This is a genomic window from Streptomyces xylophagus (assembly GCF_000716435.1).
Lineage (GTDB): Bacteria > Actinomycetota > Actinomycetes > Streptomycetales > Streptomycetaceae > Streptomyces > Streptomyces xylophagus.
Map to the genome: position 1 here is coordinate 636,117 of NZ_JNWO01000001.1, position 14,851 is coordinate 650,967.

Sequence of the window (14,851 nt, forward strand, 5' to 3'; positions counted from 1 at the left end):
AATGTGGCCGTGTGCCGAACGCCGGACCGTTGCCTTACTGCACACTATCCGCAGTCCAGCGATCTTCCGTATCTCTTCCTTCCCCTCCTCTGCCCCTGATCGTGAAGTCGATGTTCAGGTGGCGGGCGGTCCTTGCATGACGAGGGCGAGGCCCTGCTCGGCGTCGTCGTTCAGCGCGTTGTGGAAGGCCGTGTCGTAGACGTCGTCCCCGACTGCCTTGCGGGCTTGGAGTTCCCATTGGTCGCGGACCGCGGAGAGCTCGGGCGTGCCGTGGTTCGGGTGGCCGAGCATGCGCCAGAAGGTGTTGCCGGTGCCGGAGGTGCGGGCCGCCGCGATGCCGTTGCCCTGGACCGCGTTCGCACCGGTGAGGAGATCGAGTGCGAGGGCGATTCCGAGGTTGTCGTTGAGGTTGTGCTTGCTGGTGAGCATGGCTCGGGCATGGCGTTCGGCGTCGCGCGCGCGGCCCTGGTGGAGGTCTATGAAGGCGAGCTGGTGGAACGCGTACGACCGTGCCCAGTGCTCGCCGTACCGTTCGCTGAGACGGCGCAGGGCGATGGCCGCCTCGTAGGCCTCGGCCAGCCTGCCCAGCGCGGAGTGGGCGAAGGTGCGGATCACCATGCAGCACAGCTGCGGCGCGCCCGACGGGGGCGACGTGCTGTGGCTGATCAGGGCCTGGTCGCAGATGTCGTAGGCGGCCTGCGGCCGGCCTGCCATGAGGTGGGTGAGGCCGAGGGTGTGGGCGGCGAAGAGCGCGGAGTGCGGGGTGCCGTCCTGTCGCGCCTCGTCGGCGCACTCCTCCCCGATGCGCAGGGCGGTCTGGTGGTCGCCCTGGAGGGTGAGCGTGATGCCCAGGGCCCACAGGGCGCGGGTGCGTGAGGGGCCCGGGGGTGTGTCGAGGGCCAGGGCGCGTTCGAGGTAGTCGCGGGATTCGTGGAGGTGCCCGCAGCAGGGCCAGAACAGGCCGGTGCGGCCGGCCATTTCGACGGCGGCGTCGGGATCCGCCTCGATGAGGTGGTCGAGTGCGGCGCGTACGTCGGTGTGGCTCGCGGAGATCCGCGCGTACCAGGCGACCTGCTGGTCGCTGAGCCAGCCGGCCTCGGCCTCGCCCAGCATGTCGGCGAAGTGCGCGGCATGGAGGCGGGTGAGGGTGTGTTCCTCACCTAGTTCCGCGAGCCACATGGCTCCGTACTCGCACAGGGTGTCGAGCATGCGGTAGCGGACGCCCGCCTGCTGGAGGACGGACTGGTCGGCCAGCCGCTCAAGAAGGCGGGGGATGGCGTCGGCGCCGAGCGGGCCGCCCGCGCAGACGGACTGTGCGTCGGCGGTGTCGAAGGGGCTGCGGAAGACGGAGAGCCTGGCCCACAGCAGCCGCTCGAGCGGGGAACACAGTTCGTGGCTCCAGCCGATCGCGGTGCGAAGGGCCCGGTGCCGCCTGGGCCACGCCGTCTCGTCCACGAGAGTGTCGAGCCGTGAGCCGAGGCGCTCGGCGATCTGGGCGAGGGTGTTCTCCCGCAGGCGCGCGCAGGCGAGTTCGACGGCGAGCGGGATTCCCTCCAGACGGCGGCAGATGGCCGACACGGCTTCGGCGGCGCCGGGGGAGTCGAGGGCCAGCGCGGGTGCGGCCGCGGCACAGCGCTCGTGGAACAGGCGTACCGCGTCGCCGCCGCCGCTGTCGTCGTCCATGGAGAGCGGGGTCACCTCGATGCGGTGCTCACCCCGCACGCCGATGGGCTGTCTGCTGGTGGCCAGGACCGTCAACCCCGGTGCGGCGACGAGGAGTTCACTGACCAGGAGGAGACAGGAAGGCAGCACCCGCTCGCAGCAGTCGAGGACGAGCAGGACCTGCCGGCCGGTCAGCCACTCGCAGAGCGCCTCGATGGGAGCCCGCGGATTGTGGTCCAGGAGATCGACCGCGTCGCAGACCGTGGCGGTGAACAACCGCTCGTCGTAGAGGTTGGACAGGTCGGCCCACCAGACCCCGTCGGCGTAGCGGTCCCGGATCTGCTCCGCGACGCGCAGCGCCAGGCGGCTCTTGCCGACACCGCCGCCGCCGGTGAGGGTGACCAACCGGTACCGGGCCAACGCGGCTTGGACTGCGCCGACTTCGCTCTCGCGGCCGACAAAGCTGGTTGTCATGACGGGGAGGTTGCCTACCACGGCCCCATCCTGCACGGCTCGCAGGCGCGGCTAAACCCTCTTACGGGAAACGGTCACAAGTGATCGGGCCTGGTATCAGTTCGATCGGACATGTGGTCAGTCGATACTCGTCCAGCGGGAGGAGTCCGCGGCGCTGCGCTCGACGGCCCGCATCACGTGCTGGACCTGGAGGCCGTCGGCGAAGGACGGGCTCGGCTCACTCCCGTCCTCCGCCACCGCCGTCAGGAAGTCGTGGACCTGGTGGACGAACGCGTGCTCGTAGCCCAGGCCGTGACCGGGCGGCCACCAGGCACTCAGGTAGGGGTGGGCGGGCTCGGTGACCAGGATCCGGCGGAACCCCGCCTCCGTCTCCGGGTCGGCGGCGTCGTACAGCAGAAGCTCGTTCATCGCCTCGAAGTCGAAGGCGACCGATCCGCGTGAGCCGTTGACCTCGATCCGCATCGCGTTCTTGCGTCCCGTGGCGAAGCGCGTCGCCTCGACCACGACGAGTGCACCCCTTTCCAGTCGGCCGGTGAACGCGGTCGCGTCGTCGACGGTCACCTGTCCGCGCTGTTCCCCGGCGCGCGCCGAGAGCCCGCCGGATTCCGTCGGCAGGGGGCGCTCGGTGACGAACGTGGCCTGGGTCGCCGACACCCCGGTGAGCAGCTCGCCGGTCAGGTGCTGGAGCAGGTCGATGACGTGCGATCCGAGGTCCCCCAGTGCGCCGGAGCCGGCCCGTTCCTTGCGCAGCCGCCACACCAGCGGGAACTCGGGGTCGACGATCCAGTCCTGGAGGTACTGGGCCCTGACGTGCCGCACCTCGCCGATCCGGCCCTCGGCGATCAGACGGGCGGCGTGTGCCAGGGCGGGCACACGCCGGTAGTTGAAGCCGACCATCGACCGGACGCCGGCCGCCGCGGCTACCTGCGCGGCGGCGGCCATCCGCTCGGCCTCCTCGACCGTGTTCGCGAGGGGCTTCTCGCAGAGCACGTGTTTGCCGGCGGCCAGGGCGGCGATCGCGATGTCGGCGTGGGAGTCGCCGGGTGTGCAGATGTCGACGACGTCCACGTCGTCTCGGCGTACCACCTCCTGCCAGTCGGCCGCCCAGTCGCCCCACCCCAGCCGCTCGGCGGCCCGCGCCGCGCCCTTCGGGTCACGGCCGCAGACGACGGTCATGTCGACGTCGAAGGGCAGGTCGAACACGCGGGGCGCGGTGCGCCAGGCCTGGGAGTGCACGGCTCCCATGAACGAGTGGCCGATCATCGCCACCCCGAGGTGGGGGCGGCCGGGCACGGGGTCGGGCGAAGGGCGGGGCACCGGGTCTCCGTATCGGTAGGGCGTCAGGCGTCAGGCGGCGCTTGATGCGGGGCGAGGGCGCCGCGGACCGACGGCCAACTGGCAAGAGCGGCGCGGACGTCGGGGCGGCTCTCCTCGCGCAGGGCCTCCGCGTACGCCTGGTCGAGTACGTCGTCCACGAGCACGCGCTGTCCGGTCCTGGCCGACTCCACCGCGGCCTCGACCATCGTCAGGCTCATGGTGTTCTCGTGCACCTCGCCCATGGGCACGCTGCCGGTCCGCAGCGACTCGACGAAGACCCGCAGTGCTCCGGCGATGTCGGAGTACGGGGAGCGGGGCCGCTCGGCGGGTTGTACGTCGGCGGCGAGCACGGGTTCGTTGTCGCCGTCCCACAGGGCCGAGCCCTTCTCGCCGCTCGCCCGCCACACTCCGTTCCACGAGGTCTCGGCACCCGGACTGCACCAACTGCCGTTGTACGCATAGCGCGCACCGCCCTCCATCTCGAAGACGGCACTCGCGGCGGCGTCGCCGTCGTACCAGCTCCACGGCGGGTTGTATGCCTGGCAGTAGGCGGAGACCGGGTCCGTGCCGAGCAGGAAGCGGGCCGAGTCGAAGGCGTGGATCGCCATGTCGATCAGCAGCGGGTACGCCATCTCCTCGCGGAAACCGCCCATGTGCGGAGCCTTGAAGAACTCGGTCGTCAGGGTGCCGATCGCGCCGAGTTCCTCCAACATCCCGCGCAAGGCGAAGAGTTGGGGGTTCCAGCGCCGGGACTGGCTCACCATGAAGAGCTCGCCGCTCAGCTCGGCCGCGGCGGCGAGGGACAGGGCGTGGGCCAGGGTGTCGGCGATCGGCTTCTCGCCGAGGACGGGCAGCCCGGCGAACAGCGCGGCGGTGGTGACGGGATGGTGCGCCACCGGAACCGTCACGTTGACGAGGGCCTGGGCGCCGGTGTCGGCGGCGAGCGCGACCGCGTCGGAGCCGACCGGGAGGTCCGGTCGGCCCAGACCGGCGGCGGACCGCCGGGCCGCGTCCAGGTCGAGGTCGACGATGCCGACGAGCTCGGTCTCGGGCGCGGCCGTGACGGTGGTCAGCCACTGCTGTCCCATGGAGCCGGCACCGACCACCACCACGCGCAGGGGGTTGTCGGGCCCGCAGGGAATGGTCCGGTGGGTCATCGAAGCGGCCCCGAGTAGTCGGTGCCGTTGAAGAAGTCGTCGGTGTCGTAGCGCAGCAGCACCGGGTGGCTGCGCTCGGGCCGGTCCGTGTGCGCCCAGTGGACGCCGTTGGCGATCACCCGGCGGATGTCCTTGTTGTGGTAGACGGGGTAGTCCTGGTCTCCGGGGCTGAAGTAGAAGATCCTGCCGTGGCCGCGGCGGAACGTGCAGCCGCTGCGGATCACCTCGCCGCCCGTGAACGAGCTGACGAACACCAGCTCGTCCGGGACGGGGATGTCGAAGAACTCCCCGTACATCTCGTCCTCGTCGACGACGAGCGGATGCGGAACTCCCTTGGCGATGGGATGAGTCGGGTTCACCGTCCACACCAGCTCGCGGTCGTGCTCGTTGCGCCAGCGCAGCGTGCAGCTGGTGCCCATGAGCTTGACGAAGATCTTCGACCAGTGGCCGGAGTGCAGGACCACCAGACCCATGCCCGACAGCACGTGCCGGTGTACCCGTTCCACGACCTCGTCGGACACCTCGGCGTGGGCGGCGTGTCCCCACCAGGTGAGGACGTCGGTCGAGGCCAACACCTCCTCGGTCAGGCCGTGTTCGGGGTCGTCCAGCGTGGCGGTGCGTACGGCGCAGGCGTCACCGAGGTTCTCCTTGATGCCCTCGGCGATCGTGGTGTGCATGCCCTGCGGGTAGATCTTGGCCACGTGCTCCTCGATCTTCTCGTGGCGGTTCTCCCCCCACACGGTCACGCGGATCGGGGCCGGGGGCGGTGCGGAAGACGTGGTCACAGGGATGTTCTGCCTTTCTCCGAAGTCGCCCTGGGGGCGGGTCATTTGACGGCTCCGCCGGTCACGCCGGTGGCGATGTAGCGCTGTGCCACCAGGAGCAGGACGAGGGCCGGGACGGAGGCGAGGGTCGCGGTGGCCATCACCGCGTTCCAGTCGCTGACGTGGGCGCCGAGGTACTGGTAGAGGCCGAGGGTGACGGGGCGCACGTCCTCGGTCGTGGTCAGGGTCAGCGCGAAGAGGAAGTCGCTCCAGGTGAACAGGAACGTGAACAGCCCGGCGGTGATGAGGGCATTCCTGCTCATCGGCAGGACGATCGAAACGAATGCCCGGACCCTGCCCGCCCCGTCCACCCGGGCCGCCTCGATCACCGACGCGGGGATGTTGCCCATGAAGGCCCGCAGGATCAGGATCGCGAACGGGATACCCGCGGTGGAGTCGGCCAGGATCAGGCCGGGGATCGAGTTGAGCAGCCCGACATCGTTGTACGCGCTGTAGAGCGCGTTGGCCACGACGATGCCGGGGACCATCTGGCTGATCAGGATCCCGAACAGCACCGGGCCGACCCAGCGCGCGTTGACGTGCGCGAGTGCGTATGCGGCCGGGCTCGCGATGATCAGGCTGAACACCACGCTCCCCACCGCAACGACGAGGCTGGTCAGGAGATTTGGCCCCTGCTGGCTGAGCGCGGTGGCGTAGCCGTCGAAGTTGAGGTGGGTCGGGAACCAGGGCGTGCTCACCGCGGTGTTGGCCGGCTGGAGGGAGACGTTGACCATCCAGTAGACCGGGAACAGCATCACGGCCAGGATCAGCGCGCCGATCGCGGTGTATCCCCATGGCCGCCGGGAGCGCCGCTGTTGGACGGGTGTGCGCGTGCCCGGTCGGACAGATGCCTGCGTGATCGATGACATGACGGCCTCACTGCTCGACGGCGCGTCGGTTCGCGCGCAGGTAGAGGACGGCGAAGACGAGCGAGGTGACGATGAGGATGTTGCCGAGCGCGGCACCCTGTCCGAAGTCGAACTGCTGGAAGGAGAGTTGGTAGGACTGGCTGGCGATGGTCTGCGTCGCGTTCGCCGGTCCGCCGTTGGTGAGCCCGAGGATGACGTCCAGCACCTTGACCGTGTAGACGACGCCGAGGACGAGTACCACGCTGACCACGGGCCGCAGCAGCGGCCAGGTCACGTGCCGGAACGCCCGCCAGCCCGTGGCGCCGTCCAGGGCCGCCGCCTCGTACAACTCCTCGGGGATGTCCTGCAGTCCGCCGTAGAGGATCGCGACGTTGAACGGGATGCCGATCCAGATGTTGACCACGATCACCGCGAACAGCGCCAGCGAGGTGCTGGTCAGCCAGCCGGGGCGGTCCTGTACGAGGTGCAGGGCGCCGAGGAAGCGGTTGAGGACGCCGTTGTCCTGGTCGAGGATCCAGCGCCACACCGCGCTGGAGACGATCAGTGGCACCAGCCACGGCAACAGCAGCAGGGAGCGCAGTACGCCGTTGAGCGGGAACCTGCGGCGGAAGAACAGGGCGATCGCCAGACCGGTGAGAAACTGCCCCGCGATCGAACCCACCGTGAACAGCACCGTGTTGAGCAGTGCCTTGTCGAAGACGGAGGACGAGATGACGGCCCGGTAGTTGGCGAAGCCGACCCAGGGGGCCTGGCCGGTGTAGAAGGTGGTCGTCGTGTAGTGCTGGAAGCCCATGACGACGTTCTTCACGACCGGGTAGCCGAAGAAAGCCACCATGTAGGCCACGGCGGGCAGCAGGAACAGCAGGTGGGACTGACCCCGCCGACCGCGCTTGCCGAGCTTCCGGCCCACCGGGGCACTGTCCGTGGCCGGTACCGCACGCTCCTTGGCCCGCACCGCGCGGCGCAGTACGTCAGCCATCCTGGGCCTGCTTCAGTGCCTTCGCCGGAGTCGCCCCCTGGGTGAGCGCCGTCTGTATCGCGGTGTAGATCTTGGTGGCGGCCTTCGGCCAGTCCTTGCCCAACTCGCCTGTCCGGGCACGGGCGTTGCGCACCTGCTCGGTGAACGCCTTCATCCGGGGTTGCTCGGCGGCGAACTTGTCCATCAGCGCGGTCTTCGTCGGCACGGTCTGGCGTTGCTGCGCCAGCGACAACTGGTTCTTGTCGGAGTTGAGGCACGCGACGACCTCGGCCGCCTTCTTCTGGCGCTGCGCATTGCCGGTCTGCGGGACGGTCCAAGTCTCACCGCCCAGCGGGACGACGGGAGTTCCGCCCGCCTTGGGCACGGGGATCTGCACGACGCCGTAGTGCAGGCTCGTCTTCTTGTCCAGGACCGGGAACTGCCAGGGGCCGTTGACCATCATGGCCGCGTTGCCCGCCGCGAACTGGTCGTTGGCGTCGGCCTGGGCCCAGCTGACCACCGACTTCGAGGCCGATCCGTCCTTGACCAGGTCCACCCAGAGCTGAAGTGCCTGCGCGACCTGGGGAGTTGCTATGTCCTTCTCGTCGCCGCCGTTGGACCACATGAACGGCAGGAACTGCCAGGTCCCCTCGTAGGTGGCCGGTGCGGCGAAGGCGATGCCGTACCTCTTGCCCGAAGTGAGCTTTTTGGCGGCCGACTTGAGCTCGGCCCAGGTGGTGGGCGGCTTGACTCCCGCCTTGTCGAGCATGTCCTTGTTGTAGAAGAGGCCGAGCGTGTTGGTCACCGGTTGCAGGCCGTAGAGCTTGCCCTGGTAGGTCGAGGCGTCCACCACGCCCTTGGCGTAGCCGTCCGCCTTGAGGCCGAAGTCGCTGAGCGGGGCGAGGGCGCCGGTGGCGGCGATCTGTTGCAGGTCGGGGTTGTCGAGCATCAGGACGTCGGGCAGGGTGCGCGACGAGGCCTGTTGCAGCACCTTGGGTATCAGGGACGGGCCGGCCACGGCCTCCCGCTTGATCGTCACGCCGTTCTGCTGTCCGCACGCGTCCAGGACCTTCGCGTAGATCCCCTTGTCGGGCTGATCGGCGTAGTAGTCCATCACCCGCAGTGTGTCGGCGCCGCCGGACGATCCGGTACTCGAACCACAGGCGCTCAGGGAGAGCGGCGCCAGGAGCGCGAGGGCCACCGGCAGTGTCGTTCTGCTGAGGATTGCTCGTCGTTGAGCCATGTTCTTTCTCTCCTCGGTCGGCGCTGTCTCGGGCGGACCGCGCGGGGTGTCGATGCGTATCGACAGCAATGGCGCGTGATCCCCGTTGAAGCTGAACAGTGGGGATCAGTGGGCGGGCAGGCTGGTCTGACGCAGGGTCAGACGTGGGGTCACCAGTTCAACGGTCGAAGGGGTGGGCACGCTCTCGCGGTTGAGCAGCCGGAACAGGATTCTCATCGCGCGGCGTGAGACGTCCCTGGGTTCCAGCGAGAGGTTGGTGACGGGGGGTGTGGAGGTCTCGGCCGTGCGGTCCGTGCACAGTCCGATGACGGACAGGTCGCGTCCGGGGACGAGACCGCGGTCCAGCAGGCTCTGCAAGGTCGGCTGGATCAACTGGGGATCGGGGACGACGAGCCCCAACCTGCAGCCGCCGGGCCCTCGTCCGGCAAGCGCTTCATCCAGGGCCACCTCGGCGCCGGCGCGGCTGGTGTCCGGTGGGCTCACCTCGGCGTAGGCGATGTCGTGCGCGGCGGCCGACTCCTCGGCTCCCCGCAGGAAGCGGCGGACGAAGTTGACGTCGCGGGCCAGCACGTCACGCGGGTAGCCGAGCAGGACGACGCGGTCGTGCGCGGAGGCGGCCAGCTCGTCCACCGCCATGCGTCCGGCCAGGGTGTAGTCCAGGTCGACGCAGTACAGGCCCGCGGGGTCGTCCGGCACGCCGATCAGGATGACCGGCACGCTCAGGCCGGCCGCCACGGGGATGCGCGGGTCCTTGGACCCGACCTCCATCAGTACGATCGCGTCGCACAGGGACTGGTCGCTGAGGCGGGTGAGGCCCTCGGCGCCCTCGTCCTCGGTGGCCAGGATGACGTTGTGGTCCTCTTCCCGGGCGCACTTGGTGATCGTCTCGATGAAGGGCAGCACCCCCGTCATGTCGGCCCCCGGCGCGAACGGCACGACCAGGCCGATGACTTGGCTGCGCTGACTCGCCAACGCCCGTGCGCCGGCGTTGGGTTGGAACCCCAACGTCTCGATCGCCTCCTCGACCCGACGCCGGGTCTCGGGGGATATCGAGCGGCGCCCGCTCATGACGTAGGAGACGGTGCTCTGGGAGACGCCCGCCAACCGGGCGACATCCCGGCTTGTCACCATGCGAGCACCTCCCTCGGTTCCCTTGAAGTCGATACGAGGTGTCGATACGTATCGACTGACTGGGACGAGACTGTAGGGAGGGGCCGCGAACGACGGCAAGGGGCGTGCAGGAAAAATGTTCCGCCAGGCCGGGACCGACATGCGCGTCCCGGTCTGTGCCCGGCGGCCACGCGGCCCGGTGACGAAACCCGGACCGTGTGGCCGCCGGCTCATCACCCCTTGGCGTCGATCGGCTTGAGCAAGGTGCCTGCGGCGAGGATCTGGACGACCGGACGCTGGTTGGCCTTGAACAGAATGACCCGCTGGTAGGTCCCGTCGGTGAACACCGGAGCGGGCTGGTGGTTGAAGATCTCCTCGAACGTGCCGTCCTTCAGGGCGAAGATGACCACGTCGTCGTGTCCGGGGCCCAGCCGCTCGTGCCGTACGTCCTGAGGGGTGATGGTGATCCTCGTCGCCCGCAGCCCGCTCGGGTGGTTGGGTATGCGTTCGGTCCTGACCTTCGTCGTGCGGGCGTCGACCTTCACGCCGGCCACCGTGGAGACGGTGAGCTGGCGGTCGAACGCGTTGCCCTCCGGGTCCTGGCCGTCGGCGAAGACCTTCCAGCTGTACGTGCCGGCCTTGAACACCCGGCTGAAGGTGTTGGTGTAGTCGCCGGTGCCGTCCTTGTCGTGCAGGATGGCGGTGCCGTCCGCGAACAGCCCCGGCGCCTGGTGACGGGGCCACCGGGACCAGCCGTTGTGACGCATCACGTCGATGATGCGCTGCTCGGCCGGCGGCGGGACGTCCTTGGCGTCCAGGTCCACCGGTGCCGTGGTCGCCGAGGGCGGGGTCGCGGACAGTGCGGCCGCCGACAGCGCCTCGCCCAGGCCCACGGCGGGGGCGTCGAGTTCGGCACGGACGACGGCACCGAGGACCGGTGCCGAGTCGCGGCGGATGCGGACCGTCAGGACCATGTCGTCGCCGGTCAGGTAGGTCTCCTGGTCCAGCGTCAGCTCGGCCTTGAGGTGCAGGTCCTCATAGAGCAGTACCTGGTCCGGCGTCAGCGGCTGCGGTTCCTTGGTGGTGTCGTGCAGCAGGCTCACCCGCCATATGACCTCCCCCTCGGGGAGCTTGTTCGGGTCACCGACCGAAAGTGCCTGGTCGGTCGGCGAGACGTTGGCGGCGGGCACCGAGTCGGGGGCGACGAACTCGGTGCCGTTCCACAGATCGAGCGCGACGGTGCCGTCCGTCGGCGCGGCGAGCACCGAGAGAACGACCCGGTCGGCGTGCGTGGTCCTGACGTAGACCCGGTCGGTCCCGTCGTCGATGTTGGGGTCCTTCGCGGACGAGTCCGGGATGGGCCGATTGACCTCCTGGGAGAACTCCAGCATGTCGGTGAACACCGCGGGCAGTTGGCCCGGGATGAGGACCTGATTGAATCCCTTGGGGCTGGCGAGTCCTTTGAGCAGGTCGATGTCGATCGTCGAACCGAGGCCGATGACGTACACGCGCGCGGCGGACAGGATCGTCTTCCGATTGCCGGTGATGCCGGCGAACGGCTCCACGACGTCGGGCGGCGCGTTGTCCGGCAGCTTGCTGCCCACGTAGTAGTGGCCCGCGTTCTGGAGCCCGTCGGTCATACAGACCAGGGTGAAACGCCGGTCGCCGATCTCGCCGGCCGCGTCGAGCAGGTCGAGGGCGGCGACCAGGCCGTCGCCGATGTTGGTGCTGTTGGCCGGCTGTCCGAGGTCGAGGGTGTTGATGGCGGTGCGCGCTTGCTCCAGTCCCGTCAGCGGCATCGGGATCTCGACCTGGTCGGAGATCGGCAGGGCGTGCCAAGCGCCGTTGTCGGTGAACGTGACGATGCCGATCCGGTCCTTGTCGTTGACCCCCGCGCGGGCGTCGGCGATGAGGTGGACGAGGGCCCGGGTGGCTTTGACCGCGTTGGTCCACTTGTCCTCGGAGCCCATGCTGCCCGAGCGGTCCAGCACCAGCACGATGTCCTGCGGACGGTGACTGATCGTCAGATGCTTGGTCTCGCTCACGTTGGTGAGGAAGTCGTCGCTGCCGAACCTTGTGGTGACCGTGACTGGGACGTCAGTCGTTCGGTACACGCCGGGAAGCTCGAAGTCGAGCGACGGCTCGGAAGTGGTCTCGTCCATCGGGAGAATCGCGAGCCCGGCGTCGTGGTGCCAGGCGTAGCTCGGCTTGAACGCCGCGGGCAGGTCGGCGGGGTCGAGCCCGAGCACGGTCGGTTCGCTGACCGGGCCCGTCGCGTCGTCCGCCAACAGTGTGATGTGATTCTGTTCCAGCGCCGTCCCCGGCTCCTCGACGACCGCGCGCGGATCGCAGATCAGGTAGTCGAAGGCCAGGTTCGTCGAGGTGTCGGTGAACCGGATGTCCCACTGGGTGGGCGTGTTCCGGCTGCCGCGCAGCGTCCATTCGTCGCTGGTGGTGCCGGAACGCTGGTTTGTGATCCGGCAGTTGACCCGGGCGGGGTCGATACCCGGCTGACTGCGTGTGACCGCCACCTTGTAGTCGCCGACCGGCACCCCCTCGCCGCCCTGCTCGATGGCCATCAGGTTGACCGGAGGGTTGCCTGTGAGCGTGAGCTCAAGGTCAGGGGCGGCGCCGGGCTCGGGGTAGTGGATGTCGATGGCCTGGACGCCTGCGGCGCCGAGTGCCTGATGGAACTGCAGCACGAACGCCTTCGCGTCGTTGACCGTGTAGACGAGGGGGGCAGTGGACTTGGTGATGCGTGGCTGTGGCATGGTGCGCCCTTCTCAAATGGCGGTGATGACCCGTCGTGCGAACAGGTCGGAGTTGGTTGAACCGTTGCGGTCGTTGCCCCAGACGGCCCAGATGCCCTGGCCGGGGACGGTGACCGCGGCCGGGAACACGTCGTTGCCCTGGGTCTGGGCCAGCCGCTGTGGCGCGGTCCAGTCGCCGCTGGCGGCGTTGCGGCGGCGTACGACGACGTGGGTGATGCTGTCGGGGAACCTTCGGGTGGACAGCAGCCAGATGGTGCCGTCGGTGTCCTGGACCGCGGTCGGCTGGCTGTCGTTGGCGTCGGTGCCGGAGATGGCGACCGGGCCGGTCCAGGTGGAGCCGCTGAAGGTGAGCAAGGACAGCCCGCTGCCGCTGTTGTAGAACACCATCGCCGACGTGGCGCTGAGCGCAAGGACGTGGATCTCGGTCGCCTGGCCGTTCGGCTGCGGGCTGCTGCTGACGGTATTGGTGACCGGGTTCAGCAGCGCCGCGGTGAGCTTGGTGCCGTCGTGGTACGCGAGGAACACCAGGCCGCCCGCCGAGGCCGCGTGCATCGCCCGGCTGCCGTTGGTGACAGCCGACAGCTGCACCGGCGTGGTGTCCGGGAAGGAGTTGTCGGTGTGCTTGTAGCGGAGGTAGACCCATTTGTCGGTGCTGCCCGACTGGTCGAAGACGAAGACCACAAAGTCGCCCGCCAGAACCGCCTGCATCCGCTGCTCGGCGAAGTTGGGGTTGGCGGCGATCGTCACCTCGCCCGCGCCCGCGAGGGATGCCAGCGGCCCCCGCTTCAGCTTCAGGTCGGAGTTCGGGTCCTCGCTCGCCGCAGTCTGGTAGGCGACCAGGTAGTCCCCGTTGGGCAGCATCAGCGCCGACGGTGCCGCGTGCACGCCGCTGCTGGTCAACGGCGTCATGGGGACACTCGTGAGGCTCGGGTTGGTCAGGTCGATCCGGGCCAGGACCGCCTGGCTGGTGCCCGACTGGCTGGACTGCCAGACGATGACAAGGCCGTTCGCGTTGTCCAGGAACACCGCCTTGCCGAGCAGGTCGGTACCCACCCCGTTGGCGACGGCGACCTCCCCCGTGGTGGGCAACTGGCCGGCCAGCAGCGCGTTGATCGCGGTGCGCAGGCTGATCAGCGGACGGTTGACACCGCCGCGGTAGTCGACCGGACCGACGCCCACGGTGTCCTCGATCAGGTGTGCCGGCGGAAGCAGCAGCCGCCGCTGGCGCTTGTCCACGATGTTCGACGGCGCGATGAGGGCGGCGGCCGGGCGGTTGAGCACGGCGAGCGCGGCGTAGGAGTGCCCGGCCAGGAAGTCGGGGGACCCGGACACGGGTACGGCGGCGCCCACCCGTACCACCCACTCGCGCTTGGTCCGGGCGCACGACTCGACCCCGAGGCCGGGCAGGATCAGGTTCGGATCGTCGTCGGGCGTGACCAGGTGCTCCCACACGTCCAGGTAGGCAACCAGGGTCGTGGCTGTGCTCGGTGCGGTCAGGGCGGGTACGACGGGTACGCCGAGCTTCGTCGCGAGTGCCGCGGAGCCGGTCTGCGAGGCGTGCAGCGGCTGGGCCGAGAACGCCAGATCGGTCGTGATCATGACATCCAGGCCGTCGACGATGATCCGGCCGGTGTGGGCGAGCGCGGTGTCCAGTTCGGTGCTGCCGCTGCCCGTCGGCGCGCCGGCGCCGATGGTGAAGTCGTTGTTCAGACCGCCGGTGATCTGGAAGCCGTTGGTGCCCTCGGGCACGCCGTCGCCGACGTACCACTTGAGGAACGCCCGGAGCTCGAACTTGCGGACGTCGTCCAGTTCGTTGACGTCCGAGTCGACGATCGGTACGCCCTGTTGCAGCCGCACGTTCACATACCGCAGCAGCGGGTGGAATGTGCTGGAGGTCATCGTGGCCATGGGTTCTCCTGCTCAGAACGTCAGCCAGACGGTCCGCTGCAACGTGCTCGCGGGGTCCTTGGCGATGACGGGGTGGGTGACGTAGTTGACCAGCACGGTGGTCCCGTCCAGGCTCGCGATCAGGCCGAACTCGCGCAGATTGCCGCTGATGTGGTTGGCGTCCGGCCAGTTCGGCACGTTGGGCCCGAGGGTCGCCTGGATCTGCAGCCGGTTGGTGGGCGTGGCGGACACCGCGGCTGTGTCGAGGAAGTCCATGCGCAGGTTCGCCGCGGGCACGGTGTGCGGGTGCGGGTCGACCAGTGCGGTCTGCGCGGCGCCGGGCGGCGGTGGACCGGTGCCGTCCCACTGGCTCAGCCCGGCGCCGACCCGCAGGCCCAGCAGCCCGGTCGAACCGGGTGTGCCGCGCAGCATGGTGGCCAGCAGCCGGCGGCAGTCCCCGACGATCGTGTTGGATCGCCAGCCGTGGTCCCACACCACCCGGCCTGCCGCGTCGAACAGCACGTCGCGGTACTGACCGTGCAGCATTCCAGCCGGGTACTCGCTTGCGGACATGTGCGC

Annotated in this window: 11 protein-coding genes; all 11 read right to left on the reverse strand. The window is 69.2% G+C overall.

Features of this window, described 5'->3' with window-relative positions; translation table 11 throughout:
* Window positions 1-114: 114 nt before the first annotated feature.
* Window positions 115-2,136 (reverse strand): ATP-binding protein, encoded by a 2,022-nt coding sequence (locus OO70_RS02840; protein WP_078651227.1) that lies wholly within the window; start codon window positions 2,134-2,136, stop codon window positions 115-117.
* Window positions 2,137-2,253: 117 nt separating this feature from the next.
* The gene (locus OO70_RS02845) at window positions 2,254-3,399 is read right to left on the reverse strand and encodes a Gfo/Idh/MocA family protein (protein WP_043663661.1); all 1,146 of its coding nucleotides are present in this window, start codon (window positions 3,397-3,399) and stop codon (window positions 2,254-2,256) included.
* A gap of 77 nt (window positions 3,400-3,476) precedes the next feature.
* Window positions 3,477-4,610: a Gfo/Idh/MocA family protein gene (locus OO70_RS02850; protein ID WP_043663137.1), complete on the reverse strand. Its 1,134-nt coding sequence runs from the start codon at window positions 4,608-4,610 to the stop codon at window positions 3,477-3,479.
* Window positions 4,607-5,440, reverse strand: a complete 834-nt coding sequence (locus OO70_RS02855; RefSeq protein WP_199827229.1) for a ThuA domain-containing protein — start codon at window positions 5,438-5,440, stop codon at window positions 4,607-4,609. The genes OO70_RS02850 and OO70_RS02855 overlap by 4 nt, the downstream gene beginning before the upstream one ends.
* A complete protein-coding gene (locus tag OO70_RS02860) occupies window positions 5,437-6,303 on the reverse strand; it encodes a carbohydrate ABC transporter permease (RefSeq protein WP_043663140.1) in 867 nt (288 codons plus the stop codon). Before OO70_RS02860 ends, OO70_RS02855 begins: the two co-directional genes overlap by 4 nt.
* 7 nt (window positions 6,304-6,310) lie before the next feature.
* Window positions 6,311-7,282: a carbohydrate ABC transporter permease gene (locus OO70_RS02865; RefSeq protein ID WP_106971601.1), complete on the reverse strand. Its 972-nt coding sequence runs from the start codon at window positions 7,280-7,282 to the stop codon at window positions 6,311-6,313.
* Window positions 7,275-8,504, reverse strand: coding sequence for a sugar ABC transporter substrate-binding protein (locus tag OO70_RS02870; RefSeq protein ID WP_043663143.1), 1,230 nt, complete (start codon window positions 8,502-8,504; stop codon window positions 7,275-7,277). Before OO70_RS02870 ends, OO70_RS02865 begins: the two co-directional genes overlap by 8 nt.
* Before the next feature lie 105 nt (window positions 8,505-8,609).
* Window positions 8,610-9,635 carry a LacI family DNA-binding transcriptional regulator gene (locus OO70_RS02875; protein WP_043663146.1) on the reverse strand — a complete coding sequence of 342 codons (1,026 nt, stop codon included), beginning with the start codon at window positions 9,633-9,635 and terminating at the stop codon, window positions 8,610-8,612.
* Window positions 9,636-9,847: 212 nt separating this feature from the next.
* Window positions 9,848-12,385, reverse strand: a complete 2,538-nt coding sequence (locus tag OO70_RS02880; protein ID WP_043663148.1) for a vWA domain-containing protein — start codon at window positions 12,383-12,385, stop codon at window positions 9,848-9,850.
* Window positions 12,386-12,397: 12 nt separating this feature from the next.
* Window positions 12,398-14,293, reverse strand: coding sequence for a DUF6519 domain-containing protein (locus OO70_RS02885; RefSeq protein WP_043663151.1), 1,896 nt, complete (start codon window positions 14,291-14,293; stop codon window positions 12,398-12,400).
* Window positions 14,294-14,305: 12 nt separating this feature from the next.
* Window positions 14,306-14,845, reverse strand: coding sequence for a hypothetical protein (locus OO70_RS02890; protein WP_158711401.1), 540 nt, complete (start codon window positions 14,843-14,845; stop codon window positions 14,306-14,308).
* Between the last annotated feature and the right edge of the window lie 6 nt (window positions 14,846-14,851).

Excerpts from the sequence above, each read along its gene's own strand:
- OO70_RS02845 (WP_043663661.1), bottom strand. The coding sequence starts at position 3,399 with ATGATCGGCCACTCGTTCATGGGAGCCGTGCACTCCCAGGCCTGGCGC.
- OO70_RS02860 (WP_043663140.1), bottom strand. The coding sequence starts at position 6,303 with ATGTCATCGATCACGCAGGCATCTGTCCGACCGGGCACGCGCACACCC.
- OO70_RS02880 (WP_043663148.1), bottom strand. The coding sequence starts at position 12,385 with ATGCCACAGCCACGCATCACCAAGTCCACTGCCCCCCTCGTCTACACG.
- OO70_RS02870 (WP_043663143.1), bottom strand. The coding sequence starts at position 8,504 with ATGGCTCAACGACGAGCAATCCTCAGCAGAACGACACTGCCGGTGGCC.
- OO70_RS02875 (WP_043663146.1), bottom strand. The coding sequence starts at position 9,635 with ATGGTGACAAGCCGGGATGTCGCCCGGTTGGCGGGCGTCTCCCAGAGC.
- OO70_RS02850 (WP_043663137.1), bottom strand. The coding sequence starts at position 4,610 with ATGACCCACCGGACCATTCCCTGCGGGCCCGACAACCCCCTGCGCGTG.
- OO70_RS02840 (WP_078651227.1), bottom strand. The coding sequence starts at position 2,136 with ATGACAACCAGCTTTGTCGGCCGCGAGAGCGAAGTCGGCGCAGTCCAA.
- OO70_RS02855 (WP_199827229.1), bottom strand. The coding sequence starts at position 5,440 with ATGACCCGCCCCCAGGGCGACTTCGGAGAAAGGCAGAACATCCCTGTG.
- OO70_RS02890 (WP_158711401.1), bottom strand. The coding sequence starts at position 14,845 with ATGTCCGCAAGCGAGTACCCGGCTGGAATGCTGCACGGTCAGTACCGC.
- OO70_RS02885 (WP_043663151.1), bottom strand. The coding sequence starts at position 14,293 with ATGGCCACGATGACCTCCAGCACATTCCACCCGCTGCTGCGGTATGTG.
- OO70_RS02865 (WP_106971601.1), bottom strand. The coding sequence starts at position 7,282 with ATGGCTGACGTACTGCGCCGCGCGGTGCGGGCCAAGGAGCGTGCGGTA.